The 23,466-nt window shown below is 33.7% G+C and carries 25 protein-coding genes; 10 read left to right on the top strand and 15 right to left on the bottom strand.

The window, feature by feature from the left end; genetic code table 11:
• Positions 1-17: 17 nt before the first annotated feature.
• Positions 18-479: an SRPBCC family protein gene (locus ACZ0AH_RS03250; protein WP_463474449.1), complete on the top strand. Its 462-nt coding sequence runs from the start codon at positions 18-20 to the stop codon at positions 477-479.
• 10 nt (positions 480-489) lie between these two features.
• On the opposite strand, the gene ACZ0AH_RS03245 is transcribed toward ACZ0AH_RS03250, so the two are convergent.
• The 3 genes from ACZ0AH_RS03245 to ACZ0AH_RS03235 form a co-directional block, all read right to left on the bottom strand.
• A complete protein-coding gene (locus tag ACZ0AH_RS03245; RefSeq protein WP_463474448.1) occupies positions 490-1,044 on the bottom strand; it encodes an AidA/PixA family protein in 555 nt (184 codons plus the stop codon).
• A 176-nt stretch (positions 1,045-1,220) separates the two neighbouring features.
• Positions 1,221-1,661 (bottom strand): hypothetical protein, encoded by a 441-nt coding sequence (locus ACZ0AH_RS03240; protein WP_463474447.1) that lies wholly within the window; start codon positions 1,659-1,661, stop codon positions 1,221-1,223.
• A gap of 226 nt (positions 1,662-1,887) precedes the next feature.
• On the bottom strand, positions 1,888-2,694 hold the full coding sequence (locus ACZ0AH_RS03235) for a UbiA prenyltransferase family protein (RefSeq protein ID WP_463474446.1): 807 nt from the start codon (positions 2,692-2,694) through the stop codon (positions 1,888-1,890).
• A gap of 219 nt (positions 2,695-2,913) precedes the next feature.
• Here ACZ0AH_RS03235 and gcvP point away from each other — a divergent pair, with 219 nt between their 5' ends.
• The 6 genes from gcvP to ACZ0AH_RS03205 all read left to right on the top strand — a co-directional run bounded on the left by gcvP (position 2,914) and on the right by ACZ0AH_RS03205 (position 10,831).
• On the top strand, positions 2,914-5,763 hold the full coding sequence (gcvP, locus tag ACZ0AH_RS03230; RefSeq protein WP_463474445.1) for an aminomethyl-transferring glycine dehydrogenase: 2,850 nt from the start codon (positions 2,914-2,916) through the stop codon (positions 5,761-5,763).
• Positions 5,764-6,373: 610 nt separating this feature from the next.
• Positions 6,374-7,432, top strand: a complete 1,059-nt coding sequence (locus ACZ0AH_RS03225) for a 3-oxoacyl-ACP synthase III family protein (protein ID WP_463474444.1) — start codon at positions 6,374-6,376, stop codon at positions 7,430-7,432.
• Between the two features lie 341 nt (positions 7,433-7,773).
• The gene (locus ACZ0AH_RS03220) at positions 7,774-8,295 is read left to right on the top strand and encodes a methyltransferase (RefSeq protein ID WP_463474443.1); all 522 of its coding nucleotides are present in this window, start codon (positions 7,774-7,776) and stop codon (positions 8,293-8,295) included.
• A 99-nt stretch (positions 8,296-8,394) separates the two neighbouring features.
• Positions 8,395-9,243, top strand: a complete 849-nt coding sequence (locus ACZ0AH_RS03215) for a glycosyltransferase family 2 protein (RefSeq protein ID WP_463474442.1) — start codon at positions 8,395-8,397, stop codon at positions 9,241-9,243.
• Positions 9,244-9,323: 80 nt separating this feature from the next.
• Positions 9,324-10,070, top strand: coding sequence for an MlaE family ABC transporter permease (locus ACZ0AH_RS03210; protein ID WP_089351987.1), 747 nt, complete (start codon positions 9,324-9,326; stop codon positions 10,068-10,070).
• The gene (locus ACZ0AH_RS03205) at positions 10,070-10,831 is read left to right on the top strand and encodes an ABC transporter ATP-binding protein (protein ID WP_463474441.1); all 762 of its coding nucleotides are present in this window, start codon (positions 10,070-10,072) and stop codon (positions 10,829-10,831) included. Before ACZ0AH_RS03210 ends, ACZ0AH_RS03205 begins: the two co-directional genes overlap by 1 nt.
• Before the next feature lie 132 nt (positions 10,832-10,963).
• Here the strand turns inward: ACZ0AH_RS03205 and ACZ0AH_RS03200 are convergent, their stop codons facing one another.
• The 12 genes from ACZ0AH_RS03200 to ACZ0AH_RS03145 all read right to left on the bottom strand — a co-directional run bounded on the left by ACZ0AH_RS03200 (position 10,964) and on the right by ACZ0AH_RS03145 (position 19,715).
• On the bottom strand, positions 10,964-11,560 hold the full coding sequence (locus tag ACZ0AH_RS03200; RefSeq protein WP_463474440.1) for a SprT-like domain-containing protein: 597 nt from the start codon (positions 11,558-11,560) through the stop codon (positions 10,964-10,966).
• A gap of 76 nt (positions 11,561-11,636) precedes the next feature.
• The gene (locus tag ACZ0AH_RS03195; protein WP_463474439.1) at positions 11,637-12,314 is read right to left on the bottom strand and encodes an SDR family NAD(P)-dependent oxidoreductase; all 678 of its coding nucleotides are present in this window, start codon (positions 12,312-12,314) and stop codon (positions 11,637-11,639) included.
• 34 nt (positions 12,315-12,348) lie between these two features.
• On the bottom strand, positions 12,349-13,326 hold the full coding sequence (locus ACZ0AH_RS03190) for a M20/M25/M40 family metallo-hydrolase (RefSeq protein WP_463474438.1): 978 nt from the start codon (positions 13,324-13,326) through the stop codon (positions 12,349-12,351).
• Between the two features lie 27 nt (positions 13,327-13,353).
• Positions 13,354-14,010: a hypothetical protein gene (locus ACZ0AH_RS03185; protein ID WP_463474437.1), complete on the bottom strand. Its 657-nt coding sequence runs from the start codon at positions 14,008-14,010 to the stop codon at positions 13,354-13,356.
• Between the two features lie 2 nt (positions 14,011-14,012).
• Complete coding sequence (locus tag ACZ0AH_RS03180; protein WP_463474436.1) at positions 14,013-15,047, bottom strand: D-alanine--D-alanine ligase; 1,035 nt, start codon at positions 15,045-15,047, stop codon at positions 14,013-14,015.
• 9 nt (positions 15,048-15,056) lie between these two features.
• A complete protein-coding gene (locus ACZ0AH_RS03175) occupies positions 15,057-15,767 on the bottom strand; it encodes an NRDE family protein (RefSeq protein ID WP_463474435.1) in 711 nt (236 codons plus the stop codon).
• Positions 15,755-16,243 (bottom strand): DinB family protein, encoded by a 489-nt coding sequence (locus ACZ0AH_RS03170; protein WP_463474434.1) that lies wholly within the window; start codon positions 16,241-16,243, stop codon positions 15,755-15,757. The genes ACZ0AH_RS03175 and ACZ0AH_RS03170 overlap by 13 nt, the downstream gene beginning before the upstream one ends.
• Before the next feature lie 2 nt (positions 16,244-16,245).
• Positions 16,246-16,632, bottom strand: coding sequence for a DoxX family protein (locus ACZ0AH_RS03165; protein ID WP_463474433.1), 387 nt, complete (start codon positions 16,630-16,632; stop codon positions 16,246-16,248).
• Positions 16,633-16,639: 7 nt separating this feature from the next.
• On the bottom strand, positions 16,640-17,098 hold the full coding sequence (locus ACZ0AH_RS03160) for a YHS domain-containing (seleno)protein (protein WP_463474432.1): 459 nt from the start codon (positions 17,096-17,098) through the stop codon (positions 16,640-16,642).
• 6 nt (positions 17,099-17,104) lie between these two features.
• Complete coding sequence (locus ACZ0AH_RS03155; protein WP_463474431.1) at positions 17,105-17,701, bottom strand: peroxiredoxin family protein; 597 nt, start codon at positions 17,699-17,701, stop codon at positions 17,105-17,107.
• Positions 17,702-17,790: 89 nt separating this feature from the next.
• Positions 17,791-18,468 (bottom strand): Crp/Fnr family transcriptional regulator, encoded by a 678-nt coding sequence (locus ACZ0AH_RS03150; RefSeq protein ID WP_463474430.1) that lies wholly within the window; start codon positions 18,466-18,468, stop codon positions 17,791-17,793.
• A 104-nt stretch (positions 18,469-18,572) separates the two neighbouring features.
• On the bottom strand, positions 18,573-19,715 hold the full coding sequence (locus tag ACZ0AH_RS03145; RefSeq protein WP_463474429.1) for an acyl-CoA dehydrogenase: 1,143 nt from the start codon (positions 19,713-19,715) through the stop codon (positions 18,573-18,575).
• A 489-nt stretch (positions 19,716-20,204) separates the two neighbouring features.
• Between ACZ0AH_RS03145 and ACZ0AH_RS03140 the strand changes: the two genes are divergently transcribed.
• The 3 genes from ACZ0AH_RS03140 to ACZ0AH_RS03130 all read left to right on the top strand — a co-directional run bounded on the left by ACZ0AH_RS03140 (position 20,205) and on the right by ACZ0AH_RS03130 (position 23,457).
• Entirely contained in the window at positions 20,205-20,780 is a 576-nt protein-coding gene (locus ACZ0AH_RS03140) for a chalcone isomerase family protein (protein ID WP_463474428.1), read from the top strand.
• A 143-nt stretch (positions 20,781-20,923) separates the two neighbouring features.
• Positions 20,924-22,150: a Glu/Leu/Phe/Val dehydrogenase dimerization domain-containing protein gene (locus tag ACZ0AH_RS03135; RefSeq protein WP_463474427.1), complete on the top strand. Its 1,227-nt coding sequence runs from the start codon at positions 20,924-20,926 to the stop codon at positions 22,148-22,150.
• 404 nt (positions 22,151-22,554) lie between these two features.
• On the top strand, positions 22,555-23,457 hold the full coding sequence (locus ACZ0AH_RS03130; protein ID WP_463474426.1) for an energy transducer TonB: 903 nt from the start codon (positions 22,555-22,557) through the stop codon (positions 23,455-23,457).
• The last annotated feature ends 9 nt before the right edge of the window (positions 23,458-23,466 follow it).

The raw sequence follows: 23,466 nt of genomic DNA, 5'->3' as shown, positions 1-23,466 counted from the left end.
AACATAATGTAACTCAAATGACAACAATAAACCTCACCACAAAAATAAAAGCATCAAAACAAATCGTTTTTGATGCTTCAAGAAATATTGATATTCATCAGCAATCTGCAAGTCCTTCAAAAGAAAAAGCAATTGCGGGCGTTACTTCAGGATTAATTAATTTGAACGAAACGGTAACTTGGCGCGGTAAACATTTCGGGTTTTATCTCACACACAAAAGCCGAATCACCGCTATGAATTTCTACGATTATTTTGTGGATGAAATGGAACGCGGCAAATTTAAATCGTTCAAACACGAACATTTTTTTGAAGAAGAAAACGGCGTTACAACTATGAAAGATAAATTGCAATATGAAACGCCTTTTGGAATATTCGGAGAACTTTTTGATGTTTTATTTTTGGAAACACATCTTACCAACTTTCTTCTGGAACGAAATAAAGTTTTGAAAGAAGTATCAATCACTATCGCAATTTCCTGATTTGGGTTCTCTACTTAATAAACTCAACTGTGAATTGTGGATCCCAATAATAATAACCATATAACTCATGAGAATCGAATCTATCATTAAGAATATAAAGTGCAAAATACACAAAAACGTCTTCTGTTCCTTCGTACCTTATTTTATTACTATAGCAAGCTGAATACTCTTCTTTAAAAACTGAAGGCAAATAATTATATGAACCTGGATTAGGATGTGCAGCTTTAATTTTGGTAAAATACTGTCCAAATGGTGTAAAGATTATGTTTCCACCTCCATGCTCAACTTTGTACATTAGCACTTTGGATTCCTCACAATTTTGTTGAATTGTGGTAGCCCTAAAATAAAAATCATCTGCTATTTTTGTTTTTAGACTTACATCTGCTGTTCCCTGCACCGAAACAATTCCTCTTGGATTATAAACAATCAAATGATTGCTATTGTGATCTATTTTTTGAGCTTTATTAAGATCTGTATTTCGAGGATAATTTTTCTTAATATATTCAGCATTTATTACAAAAAGAACATCGATAGTTTCAGGACTATATTTTAAATTTTCATTCATGATATATGTATTTTTATATCTCAAAACTAGATTAAACATAAAAGGTTCTTAAAAAAAATGATACAAATAACAAATTTCATGTCATAAGCCAAAGAAAACATGTTGTGAAAAGTTTTGAGAAAAAAAGACGATCTTAAAAGATATTTCAGAAACAGATTTATTTTAGTTTTAAATACTCAATCATTATCAATATCAATATCTAAGATAATAACTTCGTCTAATACATTCTGACTATCTTTTTTATAAAACATCGTGTACATTAAAAAGATAGAAAAAATATTAATGGCAAGATGTGCCATATAAATCCAGAAATTCATTGGTATCCAAATACTATAAATTAATGTGTCAAAAATAGCCGTAATGACCAACATAAAGTTCTGATAAACCCGGATAAGTGATTCACTTATAAAAGACAGTGCCAGAATAAGCAATGCTATCAATCTATTGAAAAGACCAACGAAAATAACGGAAAAACCACACACAAAAATGGACATAAAAAGGTAAGAACCAATAAGTAGAGGCCAACCAAAACCCAGAAAAGCTATCCAGCCAAAAAAGAAGAGAGTGAACTGCAGGTTCGTAAATTTGAATCCAAAAAAAGAAATTTGTTTTTCCATGTGATCATTTTGTTCTCCAAATATACTTTTAATTATTTTTCTGAATAAAAGATATTATTTGAAAAGCTAAAATGAAATAAATCGAATGAAAATGAATTTTCTTATTTTACGGTTTGCGTGAGGGATAGAAGTGAAAAGCCCACAGCCTGACGAAGGAAGTGCGAGGACTTGCAGCGGACAGCCCGGTTCGCCGCGGCGAAACACGCCCAAATAATTAAATTTATTTTTAAAGAAAAACCATCATCAGCCACCAAAATATTGGAACGCTTTCGACCCAAAAGGAAGTATAATATTTAGATCGGTTTGAGTTTGCGAATAAAATAAATAACATCAGCATAACAACCATAATAAGATTTATAATAAGATCGTGAAATGTGAATGTCAGGATCCCAACAATCCAAAATGGAACTAAAAGTGAAAAGCCCAAAATCTTAGTACGCTTGACGCCTATTGTTTGCGGAACGGTTTTGAGATGCGGGTCATCATTTGCCAAATCTAAAATTTCGAAAACCAAAATCAGCACAAAAACCAAGACAAATCGCTGAATGCATTTGATGAAAAAATTGGCCGTAAACGGAACTTCAGCATTTATTAAAGGTAAAACCAAAGTAGCTCCAACCCAACAAAGCGAAACAATATAAATTTTTACTCCGGCCCAGTTTCTGGCATTTTTTCGGTTTGGAAAAAACGGAAGTGTATAAAGTGCGGTTATAGCAAAAATTACAAAAGAAACAATTTGGGTAATTCGGTTTAACTGAAAAAAATAATAGCCCACCAAAATCACAGAAACAAAACTCAAAACAGCAATAATTTTAAGCTGATTTCCGATAGGTTTTTTCTTGACGCGAACCAACGCGTCATATTTAACAAAATTATACCCCACAATTGTTCCAAAAAAAACAAACAAAGCCATGGGTTCATCATATTGAATATGAAACACATGAAACGTAACCCGAACCAAAGCGTAACAGGATAAAGCCACATGAATACTGCTGTTGAGGTAAAAATCGAATATCTGTTTTAATAGTTTCATTTCTTAAATCTAATCAATTATTAACAAATCAACTCTTTAGTTGTAAATTTCATAAAAATTGAAGTTAAAAATACCTATTAAATTATTAATAATACTTAATTTTGCGCCACAAAAAAACAACACATTTACTATAAAATGTAATAAACGTTGTGTTTGACCTGATTAGATCAGGGAATCACTTTGCGAATTACATTGCTTTTAAAAAATAGATAGCTACAAATGAGAACAGATGCTTTTGCTTTAAGACACATTGGCCCAAGAGAAACAGATCTTCAACACATGTTACAAACTATTGGAGTTGAATCGATCGAACAACTTGTTTACGAAACCCTTCCGGATGACATTCGTTTAAAAGCACCTTTAAACTTAGATCCTGCAATGACAGAGTACGAATTTGCAAATCATATTCAGGAATTAGGAAAGAAAAATAAAGTATTCAAATCTTATATTGGTTTGGGTTATCATCCAACCATTGTTCCGGCTCCAATTCAAAGAAATATCTTCGAAAATCCGGGATGGTATACAGCTTACACACCTTATCAGGCAGAAATTGCTCAAGGTCGTCTTGAAGCTATTTTAAACTTCCAGACTACTGTTATTGAGTTAACAGGAATGGAAATTGCAAATGCATCTTTACTTGATGAAGGAACTGCTGCTGCCGAAGCTATGGCTTTGTTATTTGACGTTCGTACCCGTGACCAAAAGAAAAACAATACAAACAAATTCTTCGTTTCTGAAGAAATTTTACCTCAAACTTTATCCATACTTCAAACACGTTCAACTCCTATCGGGATTGAATTAGTTGTTGGAAACCACGAAAACTTTGATTTTTCAAATGAGTTTTTCGGAGCCATTTTACAATATCCGGGAAAATATGGTCAGGTAAACGATTACAGTGCCTTTGTTGCTAAAGCAAAAGAAAACGAAATTAAAGTAGCTTTTGCTGCCGATATTTTATCATTAGCTGCCTTAACTTCTCCGGGAGAAATGGGAGCTGCAGTAGTTATTGGAACTTCACAACGTTTTGGTGTACCAATGGGTTATGGTGGTCCTCACGCTGCTTTTTTTGCAACTAAAGATGAATACAAACGATCTATGCCAGGTCGTATTATTGGAGTTTCTATTGACGTAAACGGAAACCGCGCTTTACGTATGGCATTAGGAACTCGTGAGCAGCACATTAAACGTGAAAAAGCAACTTCAAATATTTGTACCGCTCAGGTTTTATTAGCGGTTATGGCCGGAATGTACGCGGTTTACCACGGACCAAAAGGTTTACAATATATTGCGGGTAAAGTTCACGCATCGGCAGTTACTGCTGCTGAAGCTTTAAATAAATTAGGCGTTTTTCAAACTAATACGGCTTACTTTGATACTATTTTGGTAAAAGCAGATGCTCAAAAAGTAAAAGCGATTGCAGAGAAAAATGAAGTAAACTTCTACTATGTTGATACTGATACGATTTCGATCTCATTCAACGAGACAACTTCAATTGCCGACATTAATCAAATTATAGCGATTTTTGCTGAAGCTTTAGGAAAAGAAACTTTTACGGTTTCTGAACTAGCAACTGCAAGTCAATTACCGGCTTCATTAGAAAGAACATCTTCTTTCTTAACGCATGATGTATTCAACAATCATCATTCAGAAAGTCAGATCATGCGTTACATCAAAAAGTTAGAGCGTAAAGATTTATCGTTGAATCATTCGATGATTTCTTTAGGTTCTTGTACAATGAAATTAAATGCAGCTTCAGAAATGCTGCCTTTATCAATGCCAAACTGGAACAGCATTCACCCATTTGCACCGGTTGAGCAAGCCGAAGGTTATATCACAATGCTTAAAAAACTTGAGGAGCAATTAAATGTAATTACCGGATTTGCCGGAACAACATTACAGCCAAATTCAGGAGCTCAGGGAGAATATGCCGGTTTAATGGCAATTCGCGCGTATCATTTATCAAGAAATGAAGGACACCGTAATGTGTGTTTGATTCCTTCATCAGCGCACGGAACAAATCCTGCTTCTGCAGCGATGGCCGGAATGAAAATCATCGTTACGAAAACGACTCCGGAAGGAAATATTGATGTAGAAGATTTAAGAGAAAAAGCGATTGAACATAAAGATGATTTATCTTGTTTAATGGTAACGTACCCTTCGACTCACGGAGTTTTCGAATCTTCAATTATTGAAATCACAAAATTAATCCACGACAATGGCGGATTAGTATATATGGATGGTGCAAACATGAACGCGCAAGTTGGATTAACAAATCCTGCTACAATTGGTGCTGACGTTTGTCACTTAAACTTACACAAAACATTCGCTATTCCTCACGGTGGTGGTGGACCCGGAGTTGGACCAATTTGTGTAAACGAAAAATTAGTACCATTTTTACCAACAAACCCAATCCTAAAAGTGGGCGGTGAACAAGCTATTACAGCGATTTCATCTGCACCTTACGGATCAGCTTTAGTATGTTTAATATCTTACGGTTATATCACAATGATGGGTGCCGAAGGATTAAAAAGTGCTACAGAACACGCTATATTGAATGCCAATTACATGAAAGCCCGTTTCGAAGGGCACTACCCAATTCTTTATACAGGAGAATGCGGAAGAGCGGCTCACGAAATGATTTTAGATTGTCGTTCGTTTAAAGAAAACGGAATTGAAGTGGGTGATATCGCAAAACGTTTGATGGATTACGGTTTCCACGCTCCTACGGTTTCTTTCCCGGTTGCTGGAACCTTAATGATCGAACCAACTGAATCTGAAGATTTAGCAGAATTAGATCGTTTTTGTGATGCTCTTATTTCTATTAGAAAAGAAATTGAAGCTGCAACTGCCGATGATAAAAACAATGTATTGAAAAATGCACCGCACACATTGGCAATGTTAACTACTGATAATTGGGATTTCCCATACACCAGAGAAAAAGCAGCTTATCCATTAGAATATATTGCTGATAACAAATTCTGGCCATCTGTTCGTCGTGTAGATGATGCATACGGTGACAGAAACTTAATCTGCAGCTGTGCTCCTATTGAAGCTTATATGGAAAACTAAGAAATAAGTTTTCTTTTAAATAATACATTTCTCAAACCCGACAGGTCTTAAACTTGTCGGGTTTTTTATTTTAGTTCTTTTTGTTTTAGGTTTTAGGTTTCAGGTTCCAACACAACTTGAAACCTGAACTTTTTAAAAATCTAAAATCAGAAATCTATACTCTAAAATTAATTGGGCGTGCCACCATCCCAATAAAAGGGCAAACTTACATTGCGGTTATTCGCCCTTTTATCGGGATGCTGTCGGGCTATCCGCGCTACTTCGGTAGCTTCCTCCTATCCCTCACGCAACTGACACTCAATAAATCAGATTGTTCAGATTTCAAATTCAAATTCAAACACAACTTGAAACCTGAAACCTGAAACTTTCTTTAAAATTAAAATCGAGGCATTTTTGACCATATCCTCAAAAAGTTAAAAAAAATTTTTCAGTGAGCTCCTATTTCAAACGTTTGAAATCTCGGTTAAAGTCAAATTTCATTAAAAAATAAACAATATATTCCACAAAAAATTATTATTTCATAATTATATGCATGCATAGTATTTTTTATGATAGTTATCATAAAATTATTTATAATTTAGCAATAAATTTATCGGATAATAAAGGAATAATGAAAATAAAAATAATAGGTATAGGAAGTTATATTCCCAATAAAGAAGTAAGCAATACTGATTTTGGTGATCATGTTTTTCTGAATGAAGACGGAACTCCTTTTGCTTACCCTAACGAAGTTGTAATTAAAAAATTCAAAGGTATCACCGGAATCGAAAACCGCCGTTATGCCGAAGATCATCACACTTCATCTGATTTAGCTTTTTTTGCTGCCGAAAGAGCATTAGAAAATGCTAATATCGATCGTGAAACTTTAGATTATATCATTTTTGCCCATAATTTTGGCGACGTAAAAAAAGGTACAAATCAAACTGATATTTTACCAAGTTTAGCAACACGTGTTAAGAACAAACTGGATATCAAAAACCCAAAATGTGTGGCTTACGATATTCTTTTTGGGTGTCCGGGCTGGATCGAAGGTGTTTTGCAAGCCAATGCCTTTATCAAATCCGGAATGGCAAAACGCGTTTTGGTAATTGGTGCCGAAACTTTATCAAGAGTTGTTGACGATCACGATCGCGATTCTATGATTTATTCTGATGGTGCCGGTGCTTCAATTTTAGAAGCTTCTGATGATGAAACTGGATTATTATCTTACGAAAGTGCCACTTTTGCAAATGATGAAGCTAACTTTTTATATTTCGGAAAATCATATAATCCTGATTTAGATCCGGATATTAAATACATTAAAATGTACGGTCGTAAAATTTACGAATTTGCATTAAGCCAGGTCCCGTTGGCAATGAAAAGTTGCCTGGACAAAAGCGGAATTGGAATTGATGAAGTAAAAAAAATCCTGATTCATCAGGCAAACGAAAAAATGGACGAAGCAATTATTGCTCGTTTCTATAAACTATACGACAAAATTGCCCCTGAAAACATTATGCCAATGAGCATTCATGATTTAGGAAACTCAAGCGTTGCAACTGTGCCTACTTTATATGATCTTTTAATTCAGGGTAAATTAGAAAATCACGAAATCAACAAAGGAGATGTTGTAATTTTTGCTTCGGTTGGAGCAGGAATGAATGTTAATGCATTTGTATATAGATATTAAATTCTTTTTAGAAAAGTTTTATCACAGTAAGTCCCATAGGACGTTATATGTGTATAGAATATATAAATTCATGTCAGATCAAACCCATCGGGGTCACATATGACAGTTAAAAAGATATCGCTCCAATGGAGCTTTTAAACTAGCCACATAAATTAGCTATAAATATTACACTCCTATGGAGTTATAATAAATCATATATAAATTATTTAAGTCCACATTTAAACATGTGGACTTTTCATTTTCATTAAATTAAAAAACATAAAAAAAGCAGATAACTTTGTATATTTGCGACCTAATAATAAAATCAAGAACGAGAGATTATTTCGTTCCTCGCAACGACTATGTACGAAAAAACGTTTCCGAATAAAAGATTCAAACTTACCTTAGAGTTTTTACAAAAACACGTTAAAACATCAGAAACCATTTTTGATTTTGGTGTACCAAATCCATTCTCTAAAATAATGGAAGAGAATGGTTATACAGTAAAAAACACAAAAGGTGAAGATTTAGACAATGATCAAACGGCGCTACAAACAGAAGAATATACTGTTTTTACGGCATTTGAAATTTTCGAACATTTATTAAATCCGTACACTATTTTAGAAAACGTAAAATGCGATAAATTATTAATTTCAATCCCGTTACGTTTATGGTTTTCACCGGCATATCGCTCAAAAACAGATATGTGGGACAGACATTATCACGAATTTGAAGACTGGCAACTGGACTGGCTTTTAGAAAAAACAGGCTGGAAAATAACCGATCGCCAAAAATTTACGCATCCGGTAAAAAAGTTTGGATTCAGGCCATTATTAAGATATTTCACTCCCAGATATTATATTGTTGTGGCAGAGAAAATTTAGATTTCAGATTGTAGATTTTAGATTAACGATTTTAGATTTCTGATTATAGATAAAGTGAAAAAATCTAAAATCTAAAATCTAAAATCTAAACTTTTTTTAATGAAGTATTACATCGTCATTCCCGCGCATAACGAACAGGATTTAATTGGCCTGACCTTACAATCTTTGGTTTCTCAAACTATTTTGCCTTCAAAAATTGTTGTTGTAAATGACAATTCGACTGATAAAACAGAGGAAGTTGTATTAGGTTTTGCTAAGGAAAATCCGTATATTTCTGTTGTAAATAAAACTTCTGATGCGATTCATATGCCTGGGAGTAAAGTAATTCAGGCTTTTCAGAAAGGTTTTGAAACATTGGATTCTGACTACGATATTATCGTAAAAATAGACGGCGATTTAATTTTTCCTCCCAACTATTTTGAAACTATTATCAATCACTTTCAATCTGATCCAAAAATTGGAATGGCTGGAGGATTTTGCTATATCGAAAAAAATGGAGACTGGGTTTTAGAAAACCTTACCGATAAAGATCATATTCGCGGCGCATTAAAAGCATATCGTGCAGCAACTTTTAAACAAATTGGAGGTTTAAAACCTGCTATGGGTTGGGATACGGTAGACGAATTGCTTTGTAAATTTTATAACTGGAAAATAGTTACAGACGAATCTTTACATGTAAAACACCTAAAACCAACAGGTGCAAACTACAACAAAACAGCACGTTATAAACAAGGTGAGGCTTTTTATACGTTAGGATATGGTTTCTTGATTACGGCAATTGCATCGGCAAAATTGGCGATGATGAAGAAAAAACCGTTCTTATTTTTTGATTATATCAAAGGGTTTTTGAAAGCAAAAAAAGCAAAAACACCTTTGTTAGTTACACCTGAACAAGCTAAATTTATTAGAAATTATCGTTTGCAAAAAATGAAACAAAAGTTAATTTGATTCGGAAAAGTACCGAAAATGCTTAACTCATAACCCAAAACTCATAACTTCTTTTTACCTTAGCCAATATTTGTAAAACTATGATGCTAATTCGTTATTTATCTCAAATAGGAAGATATTTTTTAATGCTGAAGGAAATTTTCAATAAACAGACCAAATGGCCTGTTATGAAAAAATTGATTTTCAAAGAGATCGATGATTTAATTATCGACTCTCTTGGCATCGTTTGCTTTATCTCTTTTTTCATAGGAGGAGTTGTTGCCATTCAAACCGCACTAAATTTAACTAATCCTTTAATTCCAAAATATTTAATTGGTTTTGCTACACGTCAATCTGTGATTTTGGAGTTTGCACCAACTTTTATTTCGGTTATTATGGCCGGAAAAATGGGTTCTTATATTACGTCAAGTATTGGTACAATGCGTGTTACGGAGCAAATTGATGCTTTAGAAGTTATGGGTGTTAATTCCCTGAACTATCTTGTTTTTCCAAAAATAGTAGCCTTATTAATGTATCCTTTCGTAATTGGGATTAGTATGTTTTTGGGTATTTTTGGCGGATGGCTTGCTTGTGCATATGGTGGGTTTTCGACCAGTCAGGATTTTATTCAGGGTGCCCAAATGGAGTTTATTCCTTTTCATATTACATATGCTTTTATTAAAACTTTAATTTTCGCAATGTTATTGGCTACAATCCCATCTTTTCACGGATATTACATGAAAGGCGGCGCACTTGAAGTTGGTAAAGCAAGTACAGTATCATTTGTATGGACATCTGTTTGTATTATTCTTTTTAATTATATATTAACTCAATTATTATTAGGATAATGATAGAAGTAAAAAACATAGAGAAATCATTTGGTGACAGTAGGGTTTTAAAAGGCGTTTCAACTGTTTTTGAAACTGGAAAAACCAACTTAATTATTGGACAAAGTGGATCCGGAAAAACTGTTTTACTAAAAACTTTGTTAGGAATTCATACACCGGATTCAGGTACGATCGAGTTTGACGGACGTATTTATTCGGACTTAAATCCGGATGAAAAGAGGGAATTAAGAACTGAAATTGGAATGGTTTTTCAAGGAAGTGCTTTATTTGATTCGATGACTGTTGAAGAAAATGTAGCTTTCCCTTTAAAGATGTTTACCAATGATAATAAGGCTAAAATAAAAGAACGCGTTGACTTTGTTTTAGAAAGAGTAAATCTTGTCGAAGCTCATAAAAAATTACCTTCTGAAATTTCAGGAGGAATGCAAAAACGTGTGGCGATTGCGCGCGCGATTGTGAACAATCCTAAGTATTTATTTTGTGATGAACCAAACTCTGGTTTAGATCCAAATACTTCAACGTTGATTGATAATCTGATTAAGGAAATTACCGAAGAATACAATATTACAACTGTAATCAATACGCACGATATGAACTCGGTTATGGAAATTGGCGAGAATATCGTATTCCTAAAAAAAGGATTAAAAGCGTGGCAGGGAACTAAAGAAGAAATCTTTAGAACGGATAATAAAGACATTGTGAAATTTGTTTACTCTTCAAATCTGTTTAAAAAAGTAAGAGAAGCGTATTTGAAAGGATAAAAACCTTTTTAAATCGCAAAATATAAAATCCCAAATTCCAATCATAAGGAAGAAGTTCCAATAAAAAAATTCCAAATTCCAATTTTGTTATAATTGGAATTTGGAATTTTTTTATTGGAATTTTAAATCCTTCTAATGTATCAACTCTACCTCAGCATTTGGATTAAAAAGATAGGTTTTTCCGGAGCTGATTTCTATGCATTCAAAACGTTTGGTTCTTACTGCTATTTTCTTGAATATTTTGCCGTTTTTAATTCTGAAAACACTTCCGTACGGAATTTCAAAAACATAATTTTTATCATTACCGGCATCGTATTGCTTTAAAGCCAAAGACAAAGTCGTATCAGTATCACTACTCGCAGAAGGATTTTTAAAATGTCTTGCTAACAACGGCAATAAATTTCCCGGGAAAATCTCCGGACGTATAAAAGGAACCATCATTCTTTGAAAGGTATATTTCCACTCATTTCCGTGAGGTTTTATATTTCGTCCAAACTTTTCAAATGCAACCAAATGCGAAATCTCATGAATTAAGGTAATCAAAAACCTGTATTTGTTCAAGCTAGCATTTACCGTAATTTCATGTTTGCCACTAAGTCCGCGTCTGTAATCGCCATGACGCGTTTGGCGCTCATTGACGATTTTCAGATGAACCTGATTGGCAACAATCAAATCAAATACAGGCTTTACAGCGTGTTCCGGTATGTATCTTGCTAGAGTTTCGTTCACAATAATTATAAGTTATAAAGTATGAGTTAAAGGCTTCGACTCCGCTCAGCCAGACAATTAATAATTTATAATTAAATTAAGGATTCGTAGAGGAAACCTCCAAAACTTTTCCGTTAAAATATTTATTTCCGTTAAGGGTAAAATCATAAATATACGTTGCCATTCCTTCAGCAGAAATTGGTGCCTGATAACCTGGGAAAGCCTCGTTTAGCATTTCGGTCTGAACTGATCCTAAAGCCAGAACATTAAACGAAATTCCTTGTTCTTTATATTCTTCTGCCAACAATTCACTTAAGGTAATCACAGCTCCTTTACTTGAACTATAAGCGGCTAATCCGGCAAATTTCAAGCTTCCTCTTACGCCGCCAATTGAACTTATGGTAACCACATGACTTCCTTTTTGAAGATAAGGCAAACAAATTCTGGTAAGATTTGCAACTGCAAAAACATTCACTTTATAAATGTTTTCAAAATCGGCCTGAGTTGTTTCTGCAAAAGGTTTCAATAACAAAGCACCGGCATTATGAACAACAGCATCTACTTTTTTCCAGGTCGAAGAAAGAAAGTTTTCTACTTCCTGTAAAGTATCTTCCTTTGACAAATCAACTGAAAGACACGTAACATTTTGATGCTCTAAAAGTGCCTGAGGTATTTTTCTGGAAATGGCCAAAACCTGATTTCCTGCATTAGCAAATTGCAATGCCAATTCGTAACCAATTCCTCTACTGGTTCCGGTAACTATAATATTTTTCATGAGACAAAAATAAGCAAATCAACAAAAAGAGCTGTTATTTATTCATTGTAATTTCCTGAGTTGGCGAAATACTTATTTGAGTTACAGCGGGTAATAATTCCTGAATGAAAGCTGTCATATGCGGAATATCCATTACTTTAAATTCATCGGAAACATGATGGTAAAAATCAAAATTCTCAAAATCGAATGTACTTATGGATTGGCAGGGTTTGCCGAAAACTTCAAAAAACGAATAATTATCAGATCTGTAAAACAATTTATATTCGGCTTCTTTTGGTAAAAAACCAATTGTCTTTTTGCCTGTATATTCGTTTATTTTTTCGGCCATATTCGATTTATCAAAACCTGTAATATAGGCAAGATAATCGCGTTTCATGGGCACACCAACCATTTCGATATTCAATTGTGTGTATAAATTAAAATCTTGCTTTTTCAGTTTCTGAACCAAACTTTTAGATCCTAACAAACCTTTTTCTTCTCCGGCAAAAAACACAAAAAGTATACTGCGTTTATTTGCCTTTGTTTGGCTAAAATATTTTGCCAGCTGCGCAACAACGGTTACTCCGGACGCATCATCATTTGCACCATTATTAATTACGTCTCCCGGTTTATTTTTCTCCAAACCAATATGATCGTAATGCGCACTCAAAACCACGTATTCTTTTTTCAGCACAGGATCTGTTCCTTCCAAAACACCAACAATATTATAAGCCGGTGATTTAAAATTGGTAAGCGTATCACGATACGTCTCAAAATAAGGTTTGATGTTATTTTTCTTAAAGAAATTTTCTAAAAATACTGCCGCTTTTTCGATTCCTCTTGTTCCGGTTTCACGGCCTTCTAACTCATCTGAAGAAAGGTATTTTATAAAATCTGAAACTTCATTTTGTTCTGCTTTATAAGTAATTTCTAAAGATTTAGAGGCTGTTGCCGAAGTTTTTTCTCCAACTGCTGAAGGATTTGATTTACAGGCTAAAAAAATAAAAGGAAGAAGAAAGTATAATTTTTTCATATAGAAAAGAGATTTTTGCCCTAGAAGCTAAATCTCTAAAGCAGATGATTTAAAATATTTTTTATACACTTTAAACACCTGAATACTTCCTAAAAAAATAAAAAACAACGGAATAAAAACAGGCATTATGTACTTTGAAAATTGATTCGTTTTTTGAAATACAGATTGCAAAATGACAATCAAACTCAGCATTCCTAAAAAAATACCTATCAAAGTTCCTGCAATATAATAATATTTTAACTGTTTTTCAGTGGTAATATACTTTCCGTTAATTAAATATAAATTCCAACTGGTCCAGAATGGCAGCTGCAAAAAGTTGAAACAATTTAAAATTACGCCTATTACAAATGGCGAATACATCATAAACTGATTCATATTGTTATTTGAAGTCATCGCTTGATTGGCTTTTGAATAAAACAAATAAGCCAAAACAAACATAAATACAACAGCAAAAAAATCAATTATTCTCATCAATTTTTTATTGTTTACGAGTTGTTTTGCAAAAAGTAATGTAAAATAAATAACAAACGTTTCTACAAAAACAACTCCAAACAAAAAGAAAACTAAGTTATGAAGTCCTGATTTTGAATAAATTTCTAATCCAACTAAATTTAAATATCCAAGCGGAATTGAGCCAATAAAACTGACCAGAAAACCGATTGAAATATTTTTTATCTTTTTCATTTTTAAAAATTCATGATTTTATTATTCTGAGCAAGATGCAATCTGTATTCGCGCATTCCTACTTTATAATCTAAATACGGAACACCCATTTTATGGTTTTCAACACTTATTTCGTACATGTATGTAATGTGTCGCGCCAGTTCTTTCCAGGCAAACCAAACAGAATGTTTGGGATCATAAATGTGTGTGGGTTCACTCGCAGCTCCGTTAAGTTCTACAATTTGAAAATTTTCTCCGCATTCTAATTCTTCAAAAGTATTATACATGATATCAAAACGTCCAAAATAGAATTCGGGAATTTGTGTCGCAACATCATTTATCATTGCGGTTAATTTTGGCGTAATCCAATCGCTGCCGTCCAGAAATTTTGCGCCTCGGGCGTGATTTCCAAACGGAACTAAATTCACCGTTTCACCTTTATGTAAAATTCGGTGCAATTGAGTTCCATATTCTTCTTTTAAAACATCAAACTGTAGTTCAAATCTAGGTGTTTGTTTGATTAATTCTTCAATAGTTAATCTTCCGTCGCCTGTTACAATCAAAAATTCTTTTGAAACAATTCCGGTGATTTCTCCATTTTTCTGAAGCGGATGACGTACATAAAAAATACCAACTTCATTTTTAAACGGAATTAAATCCTGCAATAAAAAGTCAAAATTTGCTTTTTCGGCATATTCTTTCAATTCAGAAACGGTTTTAATTTTCTTTACGCCGGAACCTCTCAAGCCAATATCGGGTTTTGCGATTAACGGAAAGTAAATTTCTTTTTCGACAATCTTATCTACTATCTTTTTAAAATCGGTATTTTCCTGAATCAGGATTGTTTTGGGATAATATTTTTTGGGAAGCAAATCATAAATCTGTTTTTTACTTTCCATAATAAATCCTCCATTTTTAATTTTTGGATTGGCTGCATTAAAGAAAAAAACAGATCTTGCCCTGATGGCATAATATGCCCAAAGAAAATAAATAGGTATGTACAAAACCTGAAACGGCCAATACTCCCAATTTGCGATTTTATGAAAAAATAGTTTCATACCTGAGTCTTAAATACTAATAAATGTTGTTGAAAAATCCTGTTTGTTAAGCAAATCACAATGTCTCAAAATGCCTTTATTTTGTTCTATTGCAACTTGTGTAATACTTAATGTTTTTAAAGTATTTTGCCTGTTAATTACTAAACCGTTTTCAGTATCGCCTTCCTCGGTATTTTGATGAAAATCAAACATATCCTGAGCAGAAATTTCGGTTTTATACTTTAAAAAACGAGTAAACCAATCTGATCTCTCTTTCCTGATTTCGCCGGAATACAAAGTAACCGATGACCAGATATGGCTTTTATTGATATCTAATTCTGTCATGTTTTTCTCAGAACCATTCCAGATCAGTTCGTATAATTTATTCTCCTGATACAAAACCAGCGTAAAGGGTTCGATATTTTCAAGATTAATTTCGACCCAGAAATCCTTTGGCGAATTGGCATAAATAACATCCAAAGCAATCAATCCGCGGCTTTTTCTATAAGATGGTTTTACTTCGTGTTTGACCAATCCTCCGTTCAAAAGTACCAAAACGGTTCCTTTTGCATCAACTGCAAACCAGGTTCCTCCAGCTTTAGGATCTTTGGGATAAAGAATGTTTTTTCCGTTTAAACAATAATTTCTTGGAGCAATTGCACTTGGGCGAATTACATTTTCATCGCGGTTAGACGTAATAACAACAACTCCATTATTATTTATAAAACTTACTGTGCACATTGTTTTCTATATTCAATTGTAGAGCGCGCTACGCCAAAGCTCTCGTTAAGTATAACATTTTTATATTGCATAACAGCAACTTTCATTAAAGCCTGATGATGAATACAATGTTCGAGATTATACAGCAATTCTCTGTAATAATTGCTTTGGATTCTTATAGCAATTCCTTCAATTTCCTGTTCTAAGTAGATTGTTTTGTTCTCACTTTTCAAACCCATTTTTATTGCCATAATACATTGTTTGGCAAACTCGGTTTCGGTCTGAATTCGTTTGTTCCTTTCTCTGTTATCATAATTCAAAACTCCAAAACTATAGCTATTTTCAAGGCATTGAAACATTTCAAGAATATGTCTCGTATGTTCGCCAATACTGGATCCGCTTAATGTTTCGCAAGGTTGCGCATAATCATGATCAGACAACTGGTCTAATAGATAGATTAATTCATCTAAACTATAACGTATTGATTTTAGTAACATAGTCATTTTATATTTAGAAGATTAGAGATTTTTTTTCTGTCAAAATAAAGCAATCCTAAACAACAAACCAACGTTATAACTGCCAGGGTAAAAAGAGTTCCTCCGTCGTTTTTAACTTCGATTCCTAAAACAAACAAATGCGATAAGATAGCACCAATCATAACTCCGGATCCGGTAAAAGCACCAATCCAGGTTGTTCTGGGAATTAAAATTAAAATTGCAGTAATTAATTCAGCAATTCCGGAACCAATTCTTCCATAAGGTTCTATTCCTAAAGTCGAAAAAATATAAATGCTTTCTTCTGCCCCACTGAATTTAAAATATAGTGTCTGCAGTAAAATAACTGCAGCTACTATTCGTAAAATCCATACTGTAATTTCTTTTTTCATGACGCGACTATTTGTAAATTTTCTTCCAGTTTGTATCTGCTTTCGACTTTAAATTGTTCTCGTCTTTATTCCAGCTTTTTAGTGTATTATTAAAATAAGCATTGTAAAATAAATAAAGTTTGCCATCAACGATTTTAAAAGTTTCCGGATTTATTTCAACTTTTTCACCGGCACTTCCCATTGCATATGCGCACCATCCGCCATATTGCGGCTCATACTTGACAGGATTTTTTACGAAAGCATCTTTGTTTTCGCTTGACGAAAATTTATAAGTCACACCCTGATACGATGTCGATAATTCATTTTTTCCTTTAATTGCTTTTCCTTTGCTAAAATAGGCCACGGGATCGTAACCCTGAATTGCAACTTTGTTTTCTAAATTATACTGGCTAATTCTTTTGGCATCATTTTGGGCAAATGAAATACCCGAAACCAAAATCAATAACAATACTATTACCTTTTTCATTTTGTTTTATTTTAAAGTTTTTAATACTGACACAAGTAATTCAGTCGTTATGCGCTGTTTAAAATCCGGTGAAATATATTCGAATAAAATATCGCTTTCAGGATTGACAACAAAAACTGACGGAACAGGTAATAAACTCGTATTGATTCCATTAGAATGTACGTTAATTACTGCTTTATAGTTTTCCGGAGCTTCATAAGCAATTCCGATTTGTTTGATAAGTTCTCCTTTTGAGTCAGAAAGCAAGGTGTATTTTACTTTGTCTTTTTCTCCGGTGCTTTTTAAATTCTCAGGAGAATCCGGACTTACAGCGATAATTTGATATCCTAAATCCAGAATTTGTTTTTCGGCTTCAGCCAAAGCCTGCAAGTGTGCATTACAATACGGACACCAGCCGCCACGATAAAAAACTAAAACTGTCTTTTTGTTTTTAAATAAATCAGAAAGTTTAACATCAGCATTTGCAGATGACTTTAAGGTAACATCCGGAATTTTTTCGCCTATTAATAAAGGAGAAATATCAGTCGCAGATTTAGCGATTGCGTTTTGGGCATTAGCGACAAAGCTTATGGTTGCCAAAAGCATAAAGAGTATTTTTTTCATAGTTTTAAATTTTATCATTTTTGATGATGTAAAACTACTGTACTATGAAAAAGCAAAATGTCGGCTAATTTACACTTAGCCTAAAATAATTATAATTTGGTAATATCCTGAATGATAATCTCGCTTCTGCTGTAATGCAAAAGCTGATTATTTTCCATTTCATTTAATAATTGAGTGGCAGTTTGTCTTGAAGTGCAAATAATCTGGGCAATGTCGTTTTGGGTCAAATAGTTTTCGATTGCCACCATATTACCATTTCTAACGCCTTCTTGTTCTGCCCAATCTTTTATAAACTGATACAATCTGGTTTTTGCATCTTTAGAAATTAAATTGGCATAACTATTTTTGATGCGTTTCATTTTTAAACCAACAAATTTGGTGTATGAAAGTGCCAATGTTGGATTTTTAAGCAATAAATCTTCAAAATCAGACATTAAAAAACTGCAAATCGCAACATCGTCAGAAAGTACTTTAGCATATTCTTCGACTTTGTCATCAGTTTCCAAAGTTAGTTCGCCAAACAAATCGCCTTTCTGGATAATATCTTTTATGGTTTCATTGCCATCTTCATCAATTGCAACAATTTTGATATTTCCTTTTTTAAGTAAAAATATACGTGGCACATCTGAAGAAGAAAAATAAATTATCTCTCCTTTTGAGGCTTTTTTAAAACCTGTAATAATGCACAACTGCTTGATTTGCGAAAAACTTAAAGTTCTAAATAACTTATGGTCGCGTAAATACCAATATTTTAAATCCTCGTACATATAAATTTGCTTTGTGTAAATGTAACAATTTTAAGAAGCAAACAAAAAACCCTTTCGAAGCCAAATGCCTGAAAGGGTCTAAAAATATATTTTTGTAAGGAAATTTATCCGGCAATAACCGATCTTGAAATTACGATTTTCTGAATTTCTGAAGTTCCTTCGTAAATCTGAGTAATTTTTGCATCACGCATAAATCGCTCTACATGATATTCTTTTACATAACCGTTTCCACCGTGAATCTGTACGGCTTCGACCGCAGTGTCCATTGCAACTTGCGACGCAAATAATTTTGCCATGGCACCACTTACGTCATAATTTTTATGCTGGTCTTTATCCCAGGCTGCTTTCATACATAAATGACGGGCTGCTTCGATATTCACCGCCATATCTGCCAATTTAAAAGCAATTGCCTGATGGTTACAGATTTCAGTTCCAAAAGCTTTTCGTTCTTTCGAATATTTTAAAGCTAATTCATAAGCTCCTGAAGCGATTCCTAAAGCCTGAGATGCAATTCCGATTCTTCCTCCCGCAAGGGTTTTCATCGCAAATTTAAACCCGAAACCATCTTCTCCAATTCTATTTTCTTTTGGAACTTTTACATCATTAAACATTAATGAATGTGTATCAGAACCACGAATTCCCATTTTTTGTTCTTTTGGTCCAACCGAAAAACCAGGCATATCTTTGGTCATAATCAAAGCATTGATTCCTTTATGTTTTTTCTCCGGATGCGTTTGCGCAATTACCAAATAAACCGAAGCTGTGTTTCCGTTTGTAATCCAGTTTTTTGTTCCGTTTACGATATAATGATCTCCCATATCGATCGCAGTAGTTTTTTGCGAAGTTGCATCACTGCCCGCTTCCGGCTCACTTAAGCAAAATGCGCCGTGAATTTCTCCTGATGCTAAACCCGGTAAATATTTTTGTTTTTGTTCTTCGGTTCCATACTCTTGTAAACCCCAACAAACTAATGAATTATTTACAGACATTACTACAGATGCTGATGCATCTACTTTAGAAATTTCTTCCATAGCAATTACGTATGAAATAGCATCTAAACCGCTTCCGCCGTATTTAGGATCAACCATCATTCCCATGAATCCCAATTGACCCATTTTTTTCACTTGTTCTGTTGGAAAAATTTGCTTTTCGTCACGTTCGATTACACCAGGCAATAATTCGTTTTGAGCAAAATCTCTTGCAGCTTGCTGAATCATTAAATGTTCTTCGGTCAGATTAAAATCCATAGTTTTTGTAGTTTATTGTTTTTATAAAACCAAAATCGAAAAAAAATCGTTTATATAAAAAGATTGGTTTTGAGTTTTTTAATTGTTCTTGCATTTTTTTGAATGGCATCCAAAGATAATTTTTAAATGTGAAATTAACAATGCGTGCATATAAATTTAATAGATCAGCAATGATTACGATAACGTTTTCGTAATAATATTGAATTTTGGAGTCTGGAGCATTAATATTGCAACGTTTTCTTTAAAATTTAAGAATATAAAAACATATAAAAACAGTGAAATTTAAAAAATATTAGACAATTTTCAACTCAAAAAGATTAAACAATACTTAAAACGCGTAAAACTACGTAAAGTAAGTACTACTAATTTGATTATTAATCTAATACGATTAAAAAAATAAAAATATCAATAAAAAAAACATCCTGAATAACAACCAATTATTAAGAAATTAACATTATTTTTGCCCAAAAATTATAATATCGTTAGAACATGAAAAAGATTTTACTATTACTTACCCTCCTTTTAAGTTTACAATTTTCGACAGTTTCTGCCCAAACTCAATTAGAGGTAAATGGTGTAACTGTTCCGAGAAAAATTGAATTTCAAAATAAAACTTTACAGCTTAATGGTGCAGGCGGAAGATCAAAAATGTGGTTAGAAGTTTATGTACAAGCTCTTTATTTATCTCAATTAAGTCAGGATCCAAACTTTATCATTGATAGTGATACTGAAATGGCTATAAGAATTGAAATCACTTCATCTATGGTTTCTTCAAATAAATTAACAAAAGCCATGAATACTGGTTTCGAAAAATCTGCAGGAAGCAATCTTGAAGAATTACGACCAAGAATCGAGCAGTTTAAAACACTTTTAAGTGATCCTATTACAGAAAAAGATGTGTTTGTACTAGCCTATAATCCGCTTGATCAAACGATCAATGTTTATAAAAATGAAGCTTTAAAAGGAAAAATTCCCGGATTTGATTTCAAAAAAGCATTATTTGGCATCTGGCTTTCTGATAAACCGGTAGACGATACTTTGAAAAAACATTTATTAGGAATATAATCTCCTAAGATTTTCTATAGAAAAAGAGCCGAAAACAATGTGTTTTCGGCTTTCTTTTTTTTGTTTATTAAAATTGGCATAAAATACATTATTCGCATTATTCTATTTTATACTTTTACGCAAACTAAACATATCTCAACAAAATGAAAGATTTATTACAGCAATTTGAAAATAAAGAACCTGAAATTGTTTTTAACTGGAAAGATTCTGAAACTGAAGCTGAAGGATGGACAGTCATTAATTCATTACGCGGTGGAGCTGCCGGTGGAGGAACAAGAATGAGAAAAGGCTTAGACATGAACGAAGTTCTGTCTTTGGCTAAAACAATGGAAGTAAAATTTTCAGTTTCTGGCCCTGCAATTGGAGGCGCTAAATCCGGAATTAATTTTGACCCGAATGATCCTCGTAAAAAAGGTGTTTTGCAACGTTGGTATAAAGCGGTTTCGCCTTTATTAAAAAGTTATTACGGAACTGGGGGAGATTTAAATGTGGATGAAATTCACGAAGTTATCCCAATGACAGAAGAATGTGGCGTTTGGCATCCGCAGGAAGGTGTTTTCAACGGACATTTTAAACCAACTGAAGCTGATAAAATCAACAGAATCGGTCAATTACGTCAAGGTGTAATTAAGGTTATTGAAAATCCTAAATTTTCTCCTGATGTTACCCGCAAATATACTGTTGCCGATATGATTACAGGTTACGGCGTTGCTGAAGCTGTTCGCCATTTTTATGCTACTTATGGCGGTGATATTAAAGGAAAAAAAGCAATTGTTCAGGGATTCGGAAACGTAGGTTCTGCAGCGGCTTTTTATCTTGCTGAAATGGGTGCAAAAGTGATTGGGATTATTGATCGCGATGGCGGATTAATTAAAGAAGAAGGTTTTTCATTTGAAGAAATCAGAACTTTATTCCTTAATAAAGACGGAAATAAATTAGTTGCCGAAAATATGATTCCGTTTGAGGAAATCAATTCTAAAATATGGACAATTGGTGCTGAAATTTTCACGCCTTGTGCTGCTTCAAGATTGGTTGCTCAATCTCAAATCGATAGTTTGATTGCGAACGGATTAGAAGTTATTTCTTGTGGTGCGAATGTTCCTTTTGCTGACAAAGAAATTTTCTTTGGTTCGATTATGGAAGAAGTAGATCATAAAGTAAGTTTGATTCCTGATTTTATTTCGAACTGCGGAATGGCAAGGGTTTTTGCTTATTTTATGGAGAAAAAAGTACAAATGACTGATGAGGCTATTTTTAATGATACTTCTGAAATTATAAAAAATGCGATTGTAAAAGCTCATGCTCTAAATCCATCAAAAACAAATATTAGTGCAACTGCTTTCGAGATTGCATTGAAACAATTAGTATAATTTCTTTTATACTTTTAATCTAAACGGATCAAATACTTTTATTTGGTCCGTTTTTTTTTACCGCAGATTAAAAGGATTAAAAAGATTTCCAAATCTTTGTGGTGAAATTTTGCCCACAGATTTACACGGATTTAAACAGATAAAAAAACTTTGCAATAAAATTTTCACGCAGATTTGGCAGATTGAGCAGATTTTTTCTTTTGAAGAATTAATAAAATAGTTTAATTTTAAAAATAGATCTGCTCAATCTGCCAAATCTGCGTGCTAAAAACAACTCAACAAGCTTTGTGAACTTTGCGTAAACCTTTGCGAACCTTGCGGTTAAATTCTCCCTTTGATTCTAAACAATTTTTACTACTTTTAAACGTTTTTATTAAATACTATTACAAAATTCAGAATCTACAATGACTTCGACCGATTCTTCAGATAAAAAGAAATCACTATTAATATCTACAGCTATATATGCTGCACTATTATTACTTTTATTTTTCATCCGTTTTTGGCCTCCTTATAATCCGGAGAACAATTCGGCACTTGCTGAAGGTGGTGGCGGTGGTGGCGTAACCGTGAATTTTGGAGACAGCGATTTAGGATCTGGGGCAAATTACAAAAGCGAAGTTTTAGAAGTTAAAAACGAAACGAAACAAGCTCCTGCAAAAGCAACTCCTGACGAAGCGATTATAACACAAGAAAATACGGCTACTACTGCAGAAGACGTAATTATTCCTGCAAAAGAAAAACCTAAAAAACCTACACCCGTTGTAAAACCGGAAACAAAACCCGTTCCTGAGAAACCAAAAGTTTCTAATTCGACAAACGATGCTTTGTCAAGCATTTTAAAAGGATCGAACAAAGGTGGTGACGGAAACGATAAAGTAGCCGGAAATAAAGGAAAAGCAAACGGAAGTTTAGGTTCTAACGGATATTACGGTACCGGAGGTTCTGGTGGCGGAACAGGCGGAGGTAACGGCACCGGAAATGGTATTGGTACCGGAAGCGGTTACGGAGCCGGAAGCGGCGGCGGTTCTGGCGGCGGATCAGGATATTCCTTAGGAAACCGAAAAGCATTATCGAAACCTGCCCCAAAATACACTTGTAACGAAGAAGGAAAAGTTGTAGTTGAAGTTACGGTTGACCAGACTGGAAAAACTATAAGTGCAACTCCCGGAATAAAAGGAACTACAAATACAGCAAGATGCTTGCTGGATCAGGCTAAAATTGCTGCCATGAATACCAAGTGGGATGCTGACAGCGACGCACCCGCAAAACAAACCGGAAAGATTATTTATAATTTTAGTTTGAATTAAAAAACACGA

The sequence above is a fragment of the Flavobacterium sp. AC105 genome, from assembly GCF_979258495.1.
The sequence above is the reverse complement of the archived record's forward strand: the minus strand, read 5'-3'. Positions and strand labels throughout refer to the sequence as shown.